Source organism: Seohaeicola zhoushanensis (assembly GCF_014656415.1).
GTDB classification, from domain to species: domain Bacteria; phylum Pseudomonadota; class Alphaproteobacteria; order Rhodobacterales; family Rhodobacteraceae; genus Seohaeicola_A; species Seohaeicola_A zhoushanensis.
In genome coordinates this window covers 15,321-29,664 of the sequence record NZ_BNCJ01000023.1, presented here as the reverse complement: position 1 = coordinate 29,664, position 14,344 = coordinate 15,321, and the positions used below count along the sequence as shown (strand labels likewise).

The window sequence follows — 14,344 nt, the reverse complement described above, 5'->3', positions numbered from 1 at the left end:
GGTCCCTCCCTCATCCGTCCAGCAGAGCCTGTGCGGCGGCGCGGGCGGCGTCCGTGATGGTGTCGCCCGCCAGCATCCGGGCGATTTCGTCCACGCGGCCCTCCTCGGCCACGGGAACCACGCTCGACAGAGTCACCCCGCCCTTCACGTTCTTGGCCACCCGCCAGTGATGCGCCCCGCGCGCCGCCACCTGCGGCGAATGGGTGACGACCAGCACCTGCCCGCCGGCGGCCAGCTGTTCGAGCCTGCGACCCACCGCATCTGCAGTGGCCCCGCCGACGCCGCGGTCGATCTCGTCGAAGATCATGGTGCGGCCACTGTCGGGTCCGGTCAGGCAGACCTTGAGCGCCAGCAGGAACCGGCTCAGTTCGCCGCCCGAGGCAATTCGATTCAGCGGCCCAGAGGGCGCGCCGGGGTTGGTCGCCACGGTGAACTGCACCACGTCGCGCCCGTCGGGCCCGGCCTCGCCCTCGGTGATCTCGGTGGCGAAGACCGCACGCTCCATCTTCAGCGGGGCCAGTTCGGCCATGACCGACTTGTCCAGCGCCTTAGCCGCCTTGCGCCGCGCCTCGCTCAGCGCCTTGGCGGCCGCATCATAGGCCGCCTCGGCGGCCTTCAGCTCGGCCCGCTGCCGCCCGAGGTCGGCATCGCCGGCGTCCAGCGCCGCAAGGCGGGTGCGCAGCGCATCGGCGTGGCCGGCCAGGTCGTCGGGCGCAACGCCATGCTTGCGCGCCAACCCACGGATGGCGAAGAGCCGCTCTTCGGTGGTCTCCAGCTCGCCGGTGTCAAAACTCATACTGTCGAGCGCGCGCTCCACCCCGGACTGCGCCTCGCCCAACTCGATCATCGCCCGGTTCAGCGCGGCAATCGGTTCGTCGAGCATCCCCTCGGCCTTGTCGGCAACCCCGTCGAGCCAGCGCAGCGCGTCTCCCAGCGCGCCCTCGCCCGCATCGGTGCCCATCAGTTCGTAGGCCCGCGCGATATCACCACGGATCCGCTCGGCCGCCTGCATCGCGCGGCGGCGGGTGTCGAGCGTCGCCTCCTCGCCCGGCTCGGGCGCGAGCTTGTCCAGCTCCTTCACCGAATGGCGCAGGAATTCCTCTTCGACGCGGACCTTCTCCAGGGTTTCCTCGGTCGCCGTCACAGCGGCCCGTGCCGCCCCGACCGCGCGCCAAGCCCCACGCACCGCCGCCCGCTCGGCCTCCAGCGCGCCATAGGCGTCGAGCATCTCGCGGTGGCCGCGCGGGTTCAGCAGGCCGCGGTCGTCCTGCTGGCCATGCAGTTCGACCAGCGTGTCCGACAGCGCCCGCAGCACCTCGCCCGAGGCGCGGCGGTCGTTGACATAAGCGGTCTTGCGCCCGTCCAAGGTATTCACCCGCCGAAGGATCAACTCCTCGGCCTCGCCCATGCCCGCCTCGGCCAGCACCGCCTGCGCCGGATGGTCCGGGCCGATCTCGAACACCGCCGTAACCTCGCCCTGCGCCGCGCCCTGGCGCACGAGATCGGCGCGCCCGCGCCAGCCCAGCACGAACCCCAGCGAATCGAGGAGAATGGACTTGCCCGCACCGGTCTCGCCGGTCAGCACGTTCAGGCCGGGCTGAAAGGCGATGTCCAGCCGGTCGATGATCAGCATGTCGCGGATTTCAAGCGCGCGCAGCATCTGTCCCGCCTTCCGTGCGCAGCGGCACGATCAGAGCCACTTCCCTTTCAGCGACTGCCGATAGATCTGGGCCAGCCAGTTGTCGCCGCGGGACTTCATCTTGAGCCCCCGGCTGGTCAGCAGCTTGTAGCTGTCCTGATACCAGTCGGTGGACTGGAAGTTGTGCCCCAGGATCGCCCCGGCGGTTTGCGCCTCGTCCGTCAGGCCCAGCGAAAGATAGGCCTCGACCAGCCGGTGCAGCGCCTCGGGCGTCTGGCTGGTGGTCTGGAACTCTTCCACCACCACGCGGAACCGGTTGATCGCCGAAGCATAGTGACCATGCCGCAGGTAATAGCGACCGATCTCCATTTCCTTGCTGGCGAGGTGATCGAAGGCGAGGTCGAACTTCAGGATCGCCGAAGTCGCGTATTCGCTGTCGGGATATTGTTCGATCACCACCCGCAGCGCCTGAAGTGCCTGGAAGGTCAGGCCCTGGTCGCGGCCGACCTCGTCGATCTGGTCGTAGTAGGACAGCGCCAGCAGATACTGCGCATAGGCCGCGTCCTCGTCTGCCGGGTAGAAGTCGATGTACCGCTGCGCGGCCGCCCGGCTTTCGGGATAGTCGCGCTTCTGGTGGAACGAATAGGCCTGCATGATCAGCGCGCGCTTGGCCCAGGACGAATAGGGATAGAGCCGTTCGACCTCGGAGAAGTAGAAGGCCGCGTCACCGGACCTCTTCCGGGCGAGTTCGAACTCGCCGCGTTCATAGATCTGGTCGGGCGTATAGGCCTCGAGCGACTCGGTCCGATCCGAAGGCGCACTCAACCCGCCACTGCAGGCAGCGGCCGCGCTCACGAGCAGAGCGGCTCCGATCAGTTTAAACCGCGCCATGCCGCCAAACATCCATAGTCACCCTTGTCACCGCCGAAGCCTCCCCCAAACCTCTACAAGGAGAGGCTGTCACGGCCAGTCTCTTTGCTGAATGTCTTACGGGCAACCTTGGGGTAGAGGCAAGCGGCAACAGGCGATTCCGGGCCTTTAGGCGACCTTGGGGATCTCGGAAAGCACAAGTCCCTGCCCCGGAAGACGCTCTGTCATGGCCTCGTCACAAAGCACGGGGCGTACCGCGCCGGGGGTTGCGAAGACTTCGCGCAGCAGCGTGTTGGTCAGCGAATGGCCCGCACGCTCGCCGATGTAGTGGCCAAGCAGCGGCCCGCCGGCCAGCGAAAGGTCGCCGAGCGCGTCGAGCATCTTGTGGCGCACCGCCTCGTCGGGGTGGCGGAAGCCGCCGGGGCTCAGCACCGCGTCGCCGTCGACGACAACGGCATTGCTCAGCGTGCCGCCCAGGGCCAGCCCGTTGCGGTGCATCGCATCGACATCCGCTTGGCGGCAGAAGGTGCGGCTGTCGCAAAGCTCGCGGGCAAAGCTGCCGTTGCGCATGTCGAGCGTCTTGCTCTGCTGCCCGATGGCTGCATCGGCGAAGTCGATGTGAAACTCGATGATGAGGCGGTCGGCCGGCTTCAGCGTGGCGCGGGCCCCGTCCTTTTCGACACTGACCGTCTTGGCGATCTGATAGGCGAGCACGGGTGCCGCCAGGCGGCGCAGACCGCGCGCCATGATGCCACGCACGAAGGGCGCCGAGGAGCCGTCAAGGATCGGCACTTCCGGGCCGTCGATTTCGATCAGCGCGTTGTGCACGCCACAACCGGCCAGCGCGGCCATCACGTGTTCGACGGTGGAGACCGAGAGACCGGCCGAGTTGACCAGCCGGGTGTTGAGCGGGCTGCGCTCGACCACGTCCCAGACGGCGGGGATCAGCGTGTTGCCCAGTTCGATGTCGGTGCGGCGGAACCAGATGCCCTGACCGGCGGCTGCGGGCCGCAGAACCATTCGCACCGGCGCGCCGGTGTGCAGGCCGACGCCTTCGAAAACCACGGGTGATTTCAGCGTATTCTGCAAGGTAAGCCCCAAGTCGAGTTTCGCTGCCCCAATACGGGGCGGGATTGCTTGGGGAGTTAATCAAGCCATTGGAAAGGCTCAACTCAAAGATTGCAACGGAATGAAACATCACTGTAACAAATCGGCAAAACGGCGCCTTCGAGCATCTAAGAACATGATTTAAAAAAGAAAAAGGCCACCTTCCGGTGGCCTTTATTTTCGTTTATGTTACCGGATCAGTTCGCCTGGCGGCGCAGGAAGGCCGGAATTTCGATCCGATCCTGGCCAGCTTCCGGCTCGCGTGCGGGCCGTGCCGAGGCGTCCGTCTGGCGCAGCTGGGGCTGCGGGCGGGCCTGCGTCGGGCGCTCGGCCGGGGTATCGGCGGCATGGCCGGTCATCCGGTTGATGAGCGAGTTGAACCCGAAACCGCCCTTGCGATCGGCTGCCGGAGCGGCCGGCGCAGCCGGTGCGGCGCGGTTCTGGCCGATCCCGCCGGGATGGCGCTGCGCTGCAGCCTGAAGCCGTGCCAGCGCCTCGGGCGACGGCGTGCCCGGCGCCGGGGCGCGCGGTGCCACGAAGGCGGCGGCAGGCTCATCTTCCTCATAGTCGCTGTGCGGCTGGAAGCTCGGGACGCTGGGGCGGTAGGCCGGAGCCGGCAGGCCGTCGTCCTCGTCGACAACCGCGTCCGCACCCTCGTCTTCTGCACCCATGCTGTCGAAGAGGCTCGGCTCGGGCTCGGCGCGTGCTGCCACCGCCTGAACCGGTTCCGGGGTCCGCACCGGGGCCGGCGCCGCGGCAACCGGGGTTTCCAGCACGACCGGCTTGCTCAGCGGCTGCGACATCGGACGGCGCGGCAGCGGCACGTCTTCGACGTTGGTGTTCGCATCGATGCCGGTGGCGACGACGCTCACGCGCATCATGCCCTGCATGTCCGGGTCCAGCGTCGAACCGACGATGATATTGGCGTCCGGGTCCACTTCCTCGCGGATGCGGTTGGCCGCTTCGTCGAGTTCGAAGAGGGTCAGGTCGTGGCTGCCGGTGATGTTGATGAGAACACCCTTGGCGCCGCGCAGGCTGATCTCGTCGAGCAGCGGGTTCGCGATGGCCTTCTCGGCGGCTTCGATGGCGCGGTTGTCGCCCTCGGCCTCGCCGGTGCCCATCATCGCCTTGCCCATCTCGTCCATCACCGAACGCACGTCGGCGAAGTCGAGGTTGATGAGGCCCGGACGCACCATCAGGTCGGTCACGCCCTTGACGCCCTGGTAGAGCACGTCATCGGCCATCGAGAAGGCTTCGGTGAAGGTGGTCTTCTCGTTGGCGATGCGGAACAGGTTCTGGTTCGGAATGATGATCAGCGTGTCGACGACCTTCTGGAGCGCCTCGACGCCCTCCTCGGCCTGGCGCATCCGCTTGGCGCCTTCGAACTGGAACGGCTTGGTGACGACGCCGACGGTGAGCACGCCCAGTTCACGCGCGGCCTGCGCGATGATCGGTGCGGCCCCGGTGCCGGTGCCGCCGCCCATGCCGGCGGTGATGAAGCACATGTGCGCCCCGGCGAGGTGATCGACGATCTCCTCGATGCTTTCCTCGGCGGCGGCGGCGCCCACGGCGGCACGGGCACCTGCACCCAGGCCCTCGGTCACCTTCACACCCATCTGGATGCGGCTGCTGGCCGCGCTCTGCGCCAGGGCCTGAGCGTCGGTGTTTGCCACCACGAACTCGACACCGTCCAGCTTCTTCTCGATCATGTTGTTGACGGCGTTACCGCCGGCGCCACCAACGCCGAAAACCGTGATACGCGGCCGCAGGTCTTCATGCCCCGGCATGGATAGATTCAATGTCATAACTTTTTCCGCCTGTCGCTGATCGTATTCGTCCAGTCGCCGCCTCTGCCGGACGGCTCCGCCATCAAAGTTATTAATACCGCGACGGCCCGTCGCCGTCACCCGAAAAACAGGAGTTCTCCACAAAATGTGGAGTCAGCAGCCGCCACGATGGCGGTATTTTGCTCACGACTCGAGATATTGGGGTTGTAGATAAGGGGGATACAATAGAAGGCACGCACGACAACGGGAGCGGCGAATCTCCACAATGCGCGGCGCGTTTCAACCTCAGATTGTGCGGACAACTGCTCGTTCAGCTGCCGGGCCTCTCTCGGGCCTTGTGGATAAGTCTAACAGACCCCTACAGCGGCGTCACCCGATTCCCTCGGCGGTGGAATCGGGCGCCCCTTTACCTCACCAATTGTCGCGGAACCATTTCACCGCGCGCTTGAGCGAACGCGCCGGATAGCGGTCGACCGGAATTTCGAAATCCCACCATTCGTCCTGCGGATGCGCGGCGAAAAGGCTGAGACCAACCGCCGAGGCGAACCCCGGCCCGGTCGCCGACTGCGGCAGCCCGTGCACGCGCAGCGGCCGCCCCAGGCGCACTTGCTGGCCCAGGATCCGGCTCGCCAGCCCGTCGAGACCCGGCGTCTGGCTGCCACCGCCAGTCAGCACGATCTGCTGGCTCGGAAGGTGATCGAAGCCCGCGGCGTCAAGACGGGCACGCACCTCCTCCAGGATCTCCTCGACGCGGGGCCGCATGATCCCGATCAGCTCGGCGCGGCTGACGCGGCGGCGGTCATGTTCGTAGTCGCCGGTGTCGCCGCCGATCTCGATCAGCTCGCGGTCGTCCATGCCGGTGGCCTGCACGCCGCCGTGAATGGTCTTCAGACGCTCGGCATTGGCCATCGGAATGGCGAGGCCCATGGAGATGTCCTGCGTCACGTGATCCCCGCCCATGCCGACGCAATCGGCAAAGATCATGTGCTTTTTCATGAAGATGGAGACCGAAGTTGTACCACCGCCCATGTCGACGCAGGCGGCGCCCAGCTCCTGCTCGTCCTCGACCAGCGACGAGATCCCCGACACATAGGCCGAGTTCGCGATGCCTGCCAGTTCGAGGTCGCAGCGCTTGATGCAATGCACGAGGTTGGCAATCGCATCAGAATCCACCGTGAGCATATGCATGTCGACGGCAAGGCTCTGCCCCAGCTGCCCGCGCGGATCGGCCAGCCCCGAGCGGTGGTCCAGCGCAAAGTTCACCGGCTGCGCGTGCAACACCTCGCGCCCGTTGCCGTATTCCGGCACTTCGCAGGCGGCCAGAACCCGAGCCACCTCGTTCTCGGTCACGACCTGGCCTTCCAGCTCGACCCGTGCATCCAGCCCGTAGCTGCGCGGGCTGGCGCCCGAGAAGCAGGCGATCACGTGGTCGACACGCACCTCGGCCATCTTCTGCGCCTGCTGGAGCGCGGTGCGGATCGCCCGCTCGGTCTCGCCCATCGCGGTGATCTCGCCGAAGTGCACCCCGCGCGACCGCGTCGTCGCCGCGCCCACCACGCGAAAGCCCGACTGCCCCGCCAGAGCGCCGATCGAATTGTCGTCGCTCAGCCGGGTGCTGCCGTCAAAACGCAGCACGAGGCAGGCAATCTTCGACGAACCCACGTCGAGAATTGCAATCACCCCGCGTTGCAGCGCCTGCTGGCGCATCTGCCGCATGGCCCGTTGCGACTGGTAGAGATCCGTCATCGTTTACCGCCCGTTTCTTCTTCTTGCTTTTTTTAGTTTCTCACCACGCCAAGAGCGCGTGTCTGCCACCAGGCCTGAACCGCCTCGGTGCTCATCTTCACCGTGGGCCGCTCTTCGAGGCGCATGTCCACGGTCCTGACGTCGCGGCCCAGCATGTCCTGCGCCTGGTCCAGCGCGATCACCCGTTCCAGCGCCAGCACCGGCTGCTCGGTCGGCAGCAGGATCCGCTGGTCGCGGTCGAGCACGAGGTCCCAGCGCCGCTCGCCCACGCGCACCAGCCCGCGCATCCGCGCGCCCAGCGGCGCCGCCGCGGCGATCAGCTCCAGCGCCTCGGCCACTTTCCGGTCCGCCCCCTCGCCCGCGATCAGCGGCAGGTCGCGGTAATCCGCACGCGAGGCGACTTCGGCGATGTGGATACCGGTCTCGTCCAGCAGCGACAGCCCCTCCGCCGTCCGCCAGATCACCGCCGGCTGGCGTTCGATCACGTCGATCTGCAGGATGCCACCCGGACGTATCCGCACGCTGGCCGATTTCACCGGGTCCAGCCCGGCAACCGTCTGGCGGATCTCCTCGATGTTCAGCTCGAAGCTCGACACCGGAAAGTCGATCGGCAGGACCTCGCGGATATCCTCGGACAGGCCGGTGCCGGCGCCGTCGATCGCCATCAGCGAGACCATGAACTCGGGGCGTTCCTCGATGCCGGTGCGAATGTCCGAGACCCAGTCGCGAAGGGCGATGCGGCGCTCTTCCTTGGCCATGTAGGCGCTGCCCATCGAGAAGACGAGCAGGAACGGCACCCCGGCGCGCAGCGCCAGGCGGATGCCGGGCGTCAGCATCCAGCGCTGCACGCGATAGCTGAAGCGCGAGGGCGCGGGGTCGTGGCGGGCCACTCTCATGCCAGCCACCCTGCGGCGGCGGCAAAGGTCATGCCCAGGCTCAGCGGTCGCACGAGGCATCCTCCACCAGCATGGCGCAGAGCTGCCCGAAGGTGATCCCCTCGGCCGCCGCCTGCTCGGGCGTCAATGAGGTCGGCGTCATGCCGGGCTGCGTGTTGGTCTCGAGCAGGAACAGTCCCTTTGCGCCCCGGCTCCCGTCCCAGCGGATATCGGTGCGGCTGATCCCCCGGCACCCGAGAGCAGTATGAGCGTGCAGGGCATAGTCGAGGCAGAGGTCGAAGATCTCGTCCGGGATCTCGGCCGGCACCACGTGGCGCGACCCGCCCGGCTTGTATTTGGCGTCGTAGTCGTACCAGCCGTCGGTGATGATGTCGGTCACCGTCAGTGCGCGGTTGCCCAGAACCGTCACCGTCAGCTCGCGCCCCGGCACATAGGCCTCGACCAGCACGTTCGCCGGCATCGCCTCGCTCAGTTGCGGCGGACCGTTGGCGTCCTCGTGCACCAGGTAGATCCCGACCGACGAGCCCTCGTTGTTCGGCTTGACCACATAGGGCGGCTGCATGACGTGCCCAGCCATCACCTCGGCCTTGGGACGGATCAGCGAGGGCGCAACCGGCAGGCCGGCGGATTCATAGGCCGCCTTGCTGCGCTGCTTGTCCATCGCCAGCGCCGAGGCCAGCACGCCGGAATGCGTGTAGGGGATCTTGAGCCATTCCAGCATTCCCTGGACGCAACCGTCCTCGCCCCAGCGGCCATGCAGCGCGTTGAAGACGGCATCGGGGCGCAATTCGGTCAGCCGCTCGGCCAGATCGGGGCCGGCGTCGACCTCGATCACCTCGTATCCCTCGCCCCGCAGCGCATCGGCGCAACCGCGCCCGGTCGACAGCGAAACTTCGCGTTCCGCCGAGAACCCGCCCATCAATACCGCCACGCGCCGGACTGTCCCGCTCGACTGTCCCAAATCTCTCTGCCCCAAAATATCCGGACCTGCGATGCCTGCGGCCCGTTCTTGTTATCCCTCTGGATGGCCCGTTTTTATTGCCTGTATCGGGTCCGGTCCTGGGTGGAGTATTCCTACGGATCACCGACCCGCATGATTTCCCATTCTAGCTTTATCCCGCTGGACTCGTAAACCTTTTTTCGCACTTGCTCGCCCAGGCCTTCGAGATCGGCGGCCGTTGCGCCACCCGCGTTGATCAGGAAATTCGAGTGCTTGGGGCTCATCTGTGCCCCGCCGCGCTTCGCGCCGCGCATGCCCGCATCGTCGATCACCTTCCAGGCCTTCAGCTCGTGGGTATCGTCTGCCCGACCGGTCGACGAGAACCCTGCCGGGTTGCGGAAGGTCGAGCCCGCGCTGCGTTCCTTGGTGGGCTGGCTCGCGTCGCGCCTGGCGATCTGTTCGTCCATCCGCTCGTGCAGGTCATGCGGCGCGCCTTTCAGGCCGCGGAAAGTCGCCTGGGTCAGCACCCAGCCCTCGGGCAGGCGCGACTGGCGGTAGCGCAGGTCGAGGTCGGCGGGCGTCAGCGTGACCACCTCGCCCTTGCGCGTAATCGCGCGCGCCGAGACCAGCACATCGGCGACATAATGCCCATAGCAGCCCGCGTTCATCCGCACCGCGCCGCCGATGCTGCCGGGAATGGTGCGCAGGAAGGTCAGATCGAGACCCGCATCCGCCGCCTTGCGCGCCACATGCGAATCCAGCGCGGCGGTGCCCGCGGTGACGGTATCCCCCGCAACCTCGATCTGGTTGAAGCCCCGCCCCAGCCGGATCACCACCGCCCGCAGCCCGCCATCCCGCACGATCAGGTTCGACCCGACCCCCATCGGGAAGACCTTCACGCCGGGATCCAGTGCCTTGAGGAACTGCGCCAGGTCGGCTTCGTCCGCCGGCTGAAACAGCCAGTCGGCCGGCCCGCCCACGCGCAGCCAGGTGAGGTCGGCCAGCGGCCGGTTCGCGGTGAGAGTGCCCCGCACGGGCGGAAGATCAAAGCTCATGCGGCAGAGCTAATCGGGCAAGGCCAGCCCTGCAAGCGGCAAGATGGCCCTATTCGCCCGGGCTGCGCCGCGCCCGGCGCTTCACCCAGCGCCCGAAGTAGATCACCGGCCAGCGCAGCACGCTCATGCCCGCCACCAGCACGATCAGTCCCACCCATGGTCCGTTCTGCCAGGTCACGTAGCCGAGGATCGGGATCCCCACCGCGATGAGCACGTAGGCCGCGCGCCAGTGATAGTCGCGGCTGGGCAGCAGGGCGATGACGTTCGCGGCAAGCCCCCAGAGCGCGGCAAGGGCGATGGACAGGTTCATTTCGGCACATCCACCTCGAGGCCGCGCCATTTCCTCCAGAAATAACGCAGGGGATTTCGGAACATCGACACGAAGGCCGCAAGCGCGAGCAGGCCGGCAATCCAGCCATGCACCATCCAGATCCAGACGATCAGCACCGGCGCCAGCACCAGCAGCGCGACGCCGGGAACATATTGCAGCCGCATCGGCAGAAAGGCCGTCGCGGTGGCGGCCAGCGCCCAGAGGGCGGCGGCGATGACGGGGGCGCTCATGCCAGCCCTCCGGCGAAGGAGGCAACGAAGGTCGCAAGGCAGGCGATCACGCCCAGCCAGGGCATCCATCCGGGCGTGCGGAAGGGAAAGTCGGGCGCCTTTCGCTTGACCCCGATCAGCGCCGCATTGACCACCGCAAAGACGATCAGCAGGGCCAGCGTAGTCACCTCGGCCAGCGTCGCCACCGGCAGGGTGAAGGCCGAGGCAATCACTGCAGCGCCAACCACCAGCGTCCCCACCATCGGCGTTCCGAAGCGCTTCGAGGCATGTCCGAAGACCGCCAGCATCGGCGAACGCCGCGACAGTCCGAACAGCACGCGCGAGGCCATGACGATCTGCGCCAGCACCCCGTTCAGCGCGGCAGCGACCGCGATGGCCGATAGGAACACCGCGCTGCTGCCCATGCCGCTTTCCCAGACGAGCGCCAGCGGCCGCTCGGATCCGGCCAGCACCTCGCGCGGGACGGCGCGCACCGCCGCGAGCGATACAAGCGTGTAGAGCAGCGCGGTGATCGCCAGCGCCAGCAGGATCGCGCGCGGCATGTTGCGCTGCGGATCGTGCGTTTCCTCGGCCATGTTCACCATATCGTCAAAGCCGATGAAGGCGAAGAAGGCGAATATCGTCGCGGCGGCAAGCCCCGGTCCTTCGATCTCGGGCAGCGGCATCGACCAGTCCGCCACCGGCGCGGCCGTGAAACCGGCAAAGATCACCAGCGCAAGGCCGCTCACCTCGACCAGCGTCAGCACCGCCGCGAAGGCGAGGCTCTCGAGCACGCCGACCAGCGCCACGCCGGTCAGCGCTAGGCCCAGGCCGATCACGGCCCAGTCGAAGGGAATATCGGCAATCGACACCAGGTAACCGACCCCGCCGCGCAGCACCGCCGCCGCCGCAACCGTTCCAGCCACGACGTTGATCGCGCCGACGACCAGCGCCAGCCAATGCAGGCCGAGACCGACCTCGACATAGGAAGAGTCACCCGCCGCCTCGGGAATGCGCGCCGAAAGCTCGGCGAAGGACAACGCCGAGGGGATCGCCACCAGCCCTGCCAGCACGAAGGCCAGCGGCGCCCACATGCCGGCGGCCCCCGCCGCCGCGCCGGTCAGCACGTAGATGCCGGCGCCAACCATGATCCCGACGCCGTAGGCCGTCAGCAGGACGGTGCCGATGCGCCGCTTGAGTGGCGCACCTCCGCCACCGCCAAGGGCCATCGGCATCGCCATCAGAGAACCTTGCCCAGCCGCTCGGGCAGGCCATTGGCCCAGGCGCTGATCGTGCCCGCCCCGAGGCAGACCACCATGTCGCCCGGCCGCGCCTGTTCCCGGACCAGCCGTTCGAGGTCATCCTCGCTCAGGATCGCCCGCGCGTGGCGGTGCCCGTGCCGGATCAGGCCCGCCACCAGATCATCGCGGCTCGCGCCGGGGATCGGATCCTCGCCGGCAGCATAGACCTCGGCGATGGCCACCACGTCGGCCTCGTTGAAGCAGTTGCAGAAGTCCTCGAACAGGCTCGACAGGCGGGTATAGCGGTGCGGCTGGTGCACCGCGATCACCCGCCCCTTGGTCGCCTGCCGCGCTGCCTTGAGCACCGCCGCGATCTCGACCGGGTGGTGGCCGTAGTCGTCGATGATGGTGACGCCATTGACCTCGCCCACCTTGGTAAAGCGGCGGTTGACCCCGCCGAATGAGGCCAGCGCCTTGCGGATCTCCTCGCCCTTCATCCCGAGATGGCGCGCCACGGCCACCGCCGCCAGCGCGTTCGAGACGTTGTGATCGCCCGGCATCGGCAGGGTGCAGCCCTCGATCACCATGTCCTCGCTCTGCAGCGCGATGTCGAAATGCGCCACGCCGTTTTCATAGGTCAGGTTGATCGCCCGCACGTCGGCCTGCGCGTTGAACCCGAAGGTGCGCACCCGGCGGTCGGTGATCCGGCCGACCAGGGCCTGCACCTCGGGGTGATCGGTGCAGCAGACCGCCAGCCCGTAGAACGGGATGTTCGAGACGAACTGGTAGAAGCCGTCACGCAGGTTCTCGATGCTGTGCCAGTGCTCCATGTGCTCGGGGTCGATGTTGGTGACGATGGCGATGGTTGCCGGCAGCCGGTTGAAGGTGCCGTCGCTCTCATCGGCCTCGACCACCATCCACTCGCCCTGCCCCATGCGTGCGTTCGAGCCATAGGCGTGGATGATCCCGCCATTCACCACTGTCGGATCGAAGTTGCCCGCGTCGAGCAGCGTCGCCACCATCGTGGTGGTGGTGGTCTTGCCATGCGTCCCGGCAATGGCGACGTTCGACTTCAGCCGCATCAGCTCGGCCAGCATCTCTGCCCGGCGCACCACAGGCAGCCCGCGCCGACGTGCCTCGTCGAGTTCCGGGTTGCCACGCTTGATCGCCGAGGAGATCACGACAACCTCGGCCCCTTCCAGGTTCTCCGCCTGCTGCCCCACGAAGATCCGCGCGCCCAGCTTCTCCAGCCGGTCGGTGATCTTGCTCGCCTTCAGGTCCGAGCCCTGCACCGAATAGCCGTGGTTCACCAGAACCTCGGCGATCCCCGACATGCCGATCCCGCCGATGCCGACGAAGTGGATCGGGCCGATGTCGAGCGGGAGTTTGGTTGCGGCGTTCATGGCAAGGCTTCCATCCATCATGTGTTCTCCGTCCGTCCGGCCAGTTCCTCGACCAGAGAGACAAGACGTTCCGTTGCGTCGGGCGCTCCGGCCGAGAGGGCCGCCCGCGCCATCATCTGTGCGCCCTCGGGGTGGCCGAGGATCGTCGCGGCCTGATCGGCCAGGCTTTCCGGGGTCAGCATACCCTCGGGGATCAGGATCGCCGCGCCCGCCTCGACCAGGCCCCGCGCATTGGCGGTCTGATGGTCCCCGGCGGCGGCGGCGAAGGGAATAAGGATCGACGGGCGCCCGATCACGGTAAGATCGGCAATCGACGAAGCCCCGGCGCGGCAGATCACCAGCTGCGCCTCGGCCATCCGCCGCGGCACGTCCTGGAAGAAGGGCTGCACCTCGGCCTCGATCCCGTGTTCGGCATAGAAGGCGGTGACGCGGTCGTGATCTTCCGGGCGCGCCTGGTGGTGCACCCGGACGTAACGGCGGATCTCCTCGGGCAGCATCGCCATCGCCGCCGGCACTACGTCCGACAGGATCCGCGCGCCCTGGCTGCCACCCATCACCAGCACCGACATCGGGTAATCGCCCGGCGCGATATAACTCGCCCCGCCCCGCTCCAGCACCGCGCGCCGCACCGGGTTGCCGGTGTGGATGCCCTGGGCGCCCTCGGGCAACTCGGTCGGCCAGACGCCACAGGCGACACAGGCAACCCGCGGCGCGAACAGCGTGTTCACCTTGCCGAGGATGCCGTTCTGTTCATGGATCATGCGCGGCAGCTTCAGCAGCCAGGCCGCGCCAAGGGCCGGGATGCTCGGATAGCCGCCGAAGCCGACCACCGCCGCCGGCCGGTCGCGCCACATCGCCCAGGCGCTGCTCAAGACACCCATCGCCACGCGCGGACCGACCAGCAGCTTGGACAGGATGCCGCCACGGGCGAACGTAGCGCTCTGCACCTCGACGATCTCGGTGGTATGCGGAAAGCCCCCGGTATAGCGCGCCCCGCGCGCGTCGGTCGACAGCCGCACCCGCCAGCCGCGCCGCAGCATGGCCTCGGCCAGCGCCTGCGCCGGAAACATGTGCCCGCCGGTACCGCCTGCCGCGATGATGAGCAAGGGCTGGGTCATGC

The 14,344-nt window shown here is 67.5% G+C and carries 13 protein-coding genes; all 13 read right to left on the bottom strand.

Going from position 1 to position 14,344, the window contains the following annotated elements; translation table 11 throughout:
* Nucleotides 1–10: 10 nt before the first annotated feature.
* The 13 genes from recN to IE266_RS22755 all read right to left on the bottom strand — a co-directional run bounded on the left by recN (nucleotide 11) and on the right by IE266_RS22755 (nucleotide 14,342).
* On the bottom strand, nucleotides 11–1,660 hold the full coding sequence (recN, locus tag IE266_RS22815) for a DNA repair protein RecN (RefSeq protein WP_189682448.1): 1,650 nt from the start codon (nucleotides 1,658–1,660) through the stop codon (nucleotides 11–13).
* A 30-nt stretch (nucleotides 1,661–1,690) separates the two neighbouring features.
* The gene (locus IE266_RS22810; RefSeq protein ID WP_189682447.1) at nucleotides 1,691–2,542 is read right to left on the bottom strand and encodes an outer membrane protein assembly factor BamD; all 852 of its coding nucleotides are present in this window, start codon (nucleotides 2,540–2,542) and stop codon (nucleotides 1,691–1,693) included.
* Nucleotides 2,543–2,677: 135 nt separating this feature from the next.
* Nucleotides 2,678–3,598: a UDP-3-O-acyl-N-acetylglucosamine deacetylase gene (lpxC, locus tag IE266_RS22805; protein WP_189682446.1), complete on the bottom strand. Its 921-nt coding sequence runs from the start codon at nucleotides 3,596–3,598 to the stop codon at nucleotides 2,678–2,680.
* Nucleotides 3,599–3,813: 215 nt separating this feature from the next.
* Entirely contained in the window at nucleotides 3,814–5,421 is a 1,608-nt protein-coding gene (ftsZ, locus tag IE266_RS22800; RefSeq protein ID WP_189682445.1) for a cell division protein FtsZ, read from the bottom strand.
* Between the two features lie 393 nt (nucleotides 5,422–5,814).
* A complete protein-coding gene (gene ftsA, locus IE266_RS22795; RefSeq protein ID WP_189682444.1) occupies nucleotides 5,815–7,149 on the bottom strand; it encodes a cell division protein FtsA in 1,335 nt (444 codons plus the stop codon).
* A gap of 32 nt (nucleotides 7,150–7,181) precedes the next feature.
* On the bottom strand, nucleotides 7,182–8,045 hold the full coding sequence (locus IE266_RS22790; protein WP_229864408.1) for a cell division protein FtsQ/DivIB: 864 nt from the start codon (nucleotides 8,043–8,045) through the stop codon (nucleotides 7,182–7,184).
* Between the two features lie 40 nt (nucleotides 8,046–8,085).
* The gene (locus IE266_RS22785; protein WP_189682442.1) at nucleotides 8,086–9,006 is read right to left on the bottom strand and encodes a D-alanine--D-alanine ligase; all 921 of its coding nucleotides are present in this window, start codon (nucleotides 9,004–9,006) and stop codon (nucleotides 8,086–8,088) included.
* Nucleotides 9,007–9,119: 113 nt separating this feature from the next.
* Nucleotides 9,120–10,040, bottom strand: coding sequence for a UDP-N-acetylmuramate dehydrogenase (murB, locus tag IE266_RS22780; RefSeq protein ID WP_189682441.1), 921 nt, complete (start codon nucleotides 10,038–10,040; stop codon nucleotides 9,120–9,122).
* Nucleotides 10,041–10,089: 49 nt separating this feature from the next.
* Nucleotides 10,090–10,350, bottom strand: a complete 261-nt coding sequence (locus tag IE266_RS22775; RefSeq protein WP_189682440.1) for a DUF2484 family protein — start codon at nucleotides 10,348–10,350, stop codon at nucleotides 10,090–10,092.
* Entirely contained in the window at nucleotides 10,347–10,601 is a 255-nt protein-coding gene (locus tag IE266_RS22770) for a DUF2484 family protein (RefSeq protein WP_189682439.1), read from the bottom strand. The genes IE266_RS22775 and IE266_RS22770 overlap by 4 nt, the downstream gene beginning before the upstream one ends.
* On the bottom strand, nucleotides 10,598–11,821 hold the full coding sequence (locus tag IE266_RS22765; RefSeq protein WP_229864406.1) for an APC family permease: 1,224 nt from the start codon (nucleotides 11,819–11,821) through the stop codon (nucleotides 10,598–10,600). The genes IE266_RS22770 and IE266_RS22765 overlap by 4 nt, the downstream gene beginning before the upstream one ends.
* Nucleotides 11,821–13,224, bottom strand: a complete 1,404-nt coding sequence (murC, locus tag IE266_RS22760) for a UDP-N-acetylmuramate--L-alanine ligase (protein WP_189682438.1) — start codon at nucleotides 13,222–13,224, stop codon at nucleotides 11,821–11,823. The genes IE266_RS22765 and murC overlap by 1 nt, the downstream gene beginning before the upstream one ends.
* Nucleotides 13,225–13,241: 17 nt before the next feature.
* Nucleotides 13,242–14,342: a UDP-N-acetylglucosamine--N-acetylmuramyl-(pentapeptide) pyrophosphoryl-undecaprenol N-acetylglucosamine transferase gene (locus IE266_RS22755; protein WP_189682437.1), complete on the bottom strand. Its 1,101-nt coding sequence runs from the start codon at nucleotides 14,340–14,342 to the stop codon at nucleotides 13,242–13,244.
* Nucleotides 14,343–14,344: the final 2 nt, after the last annotated feature.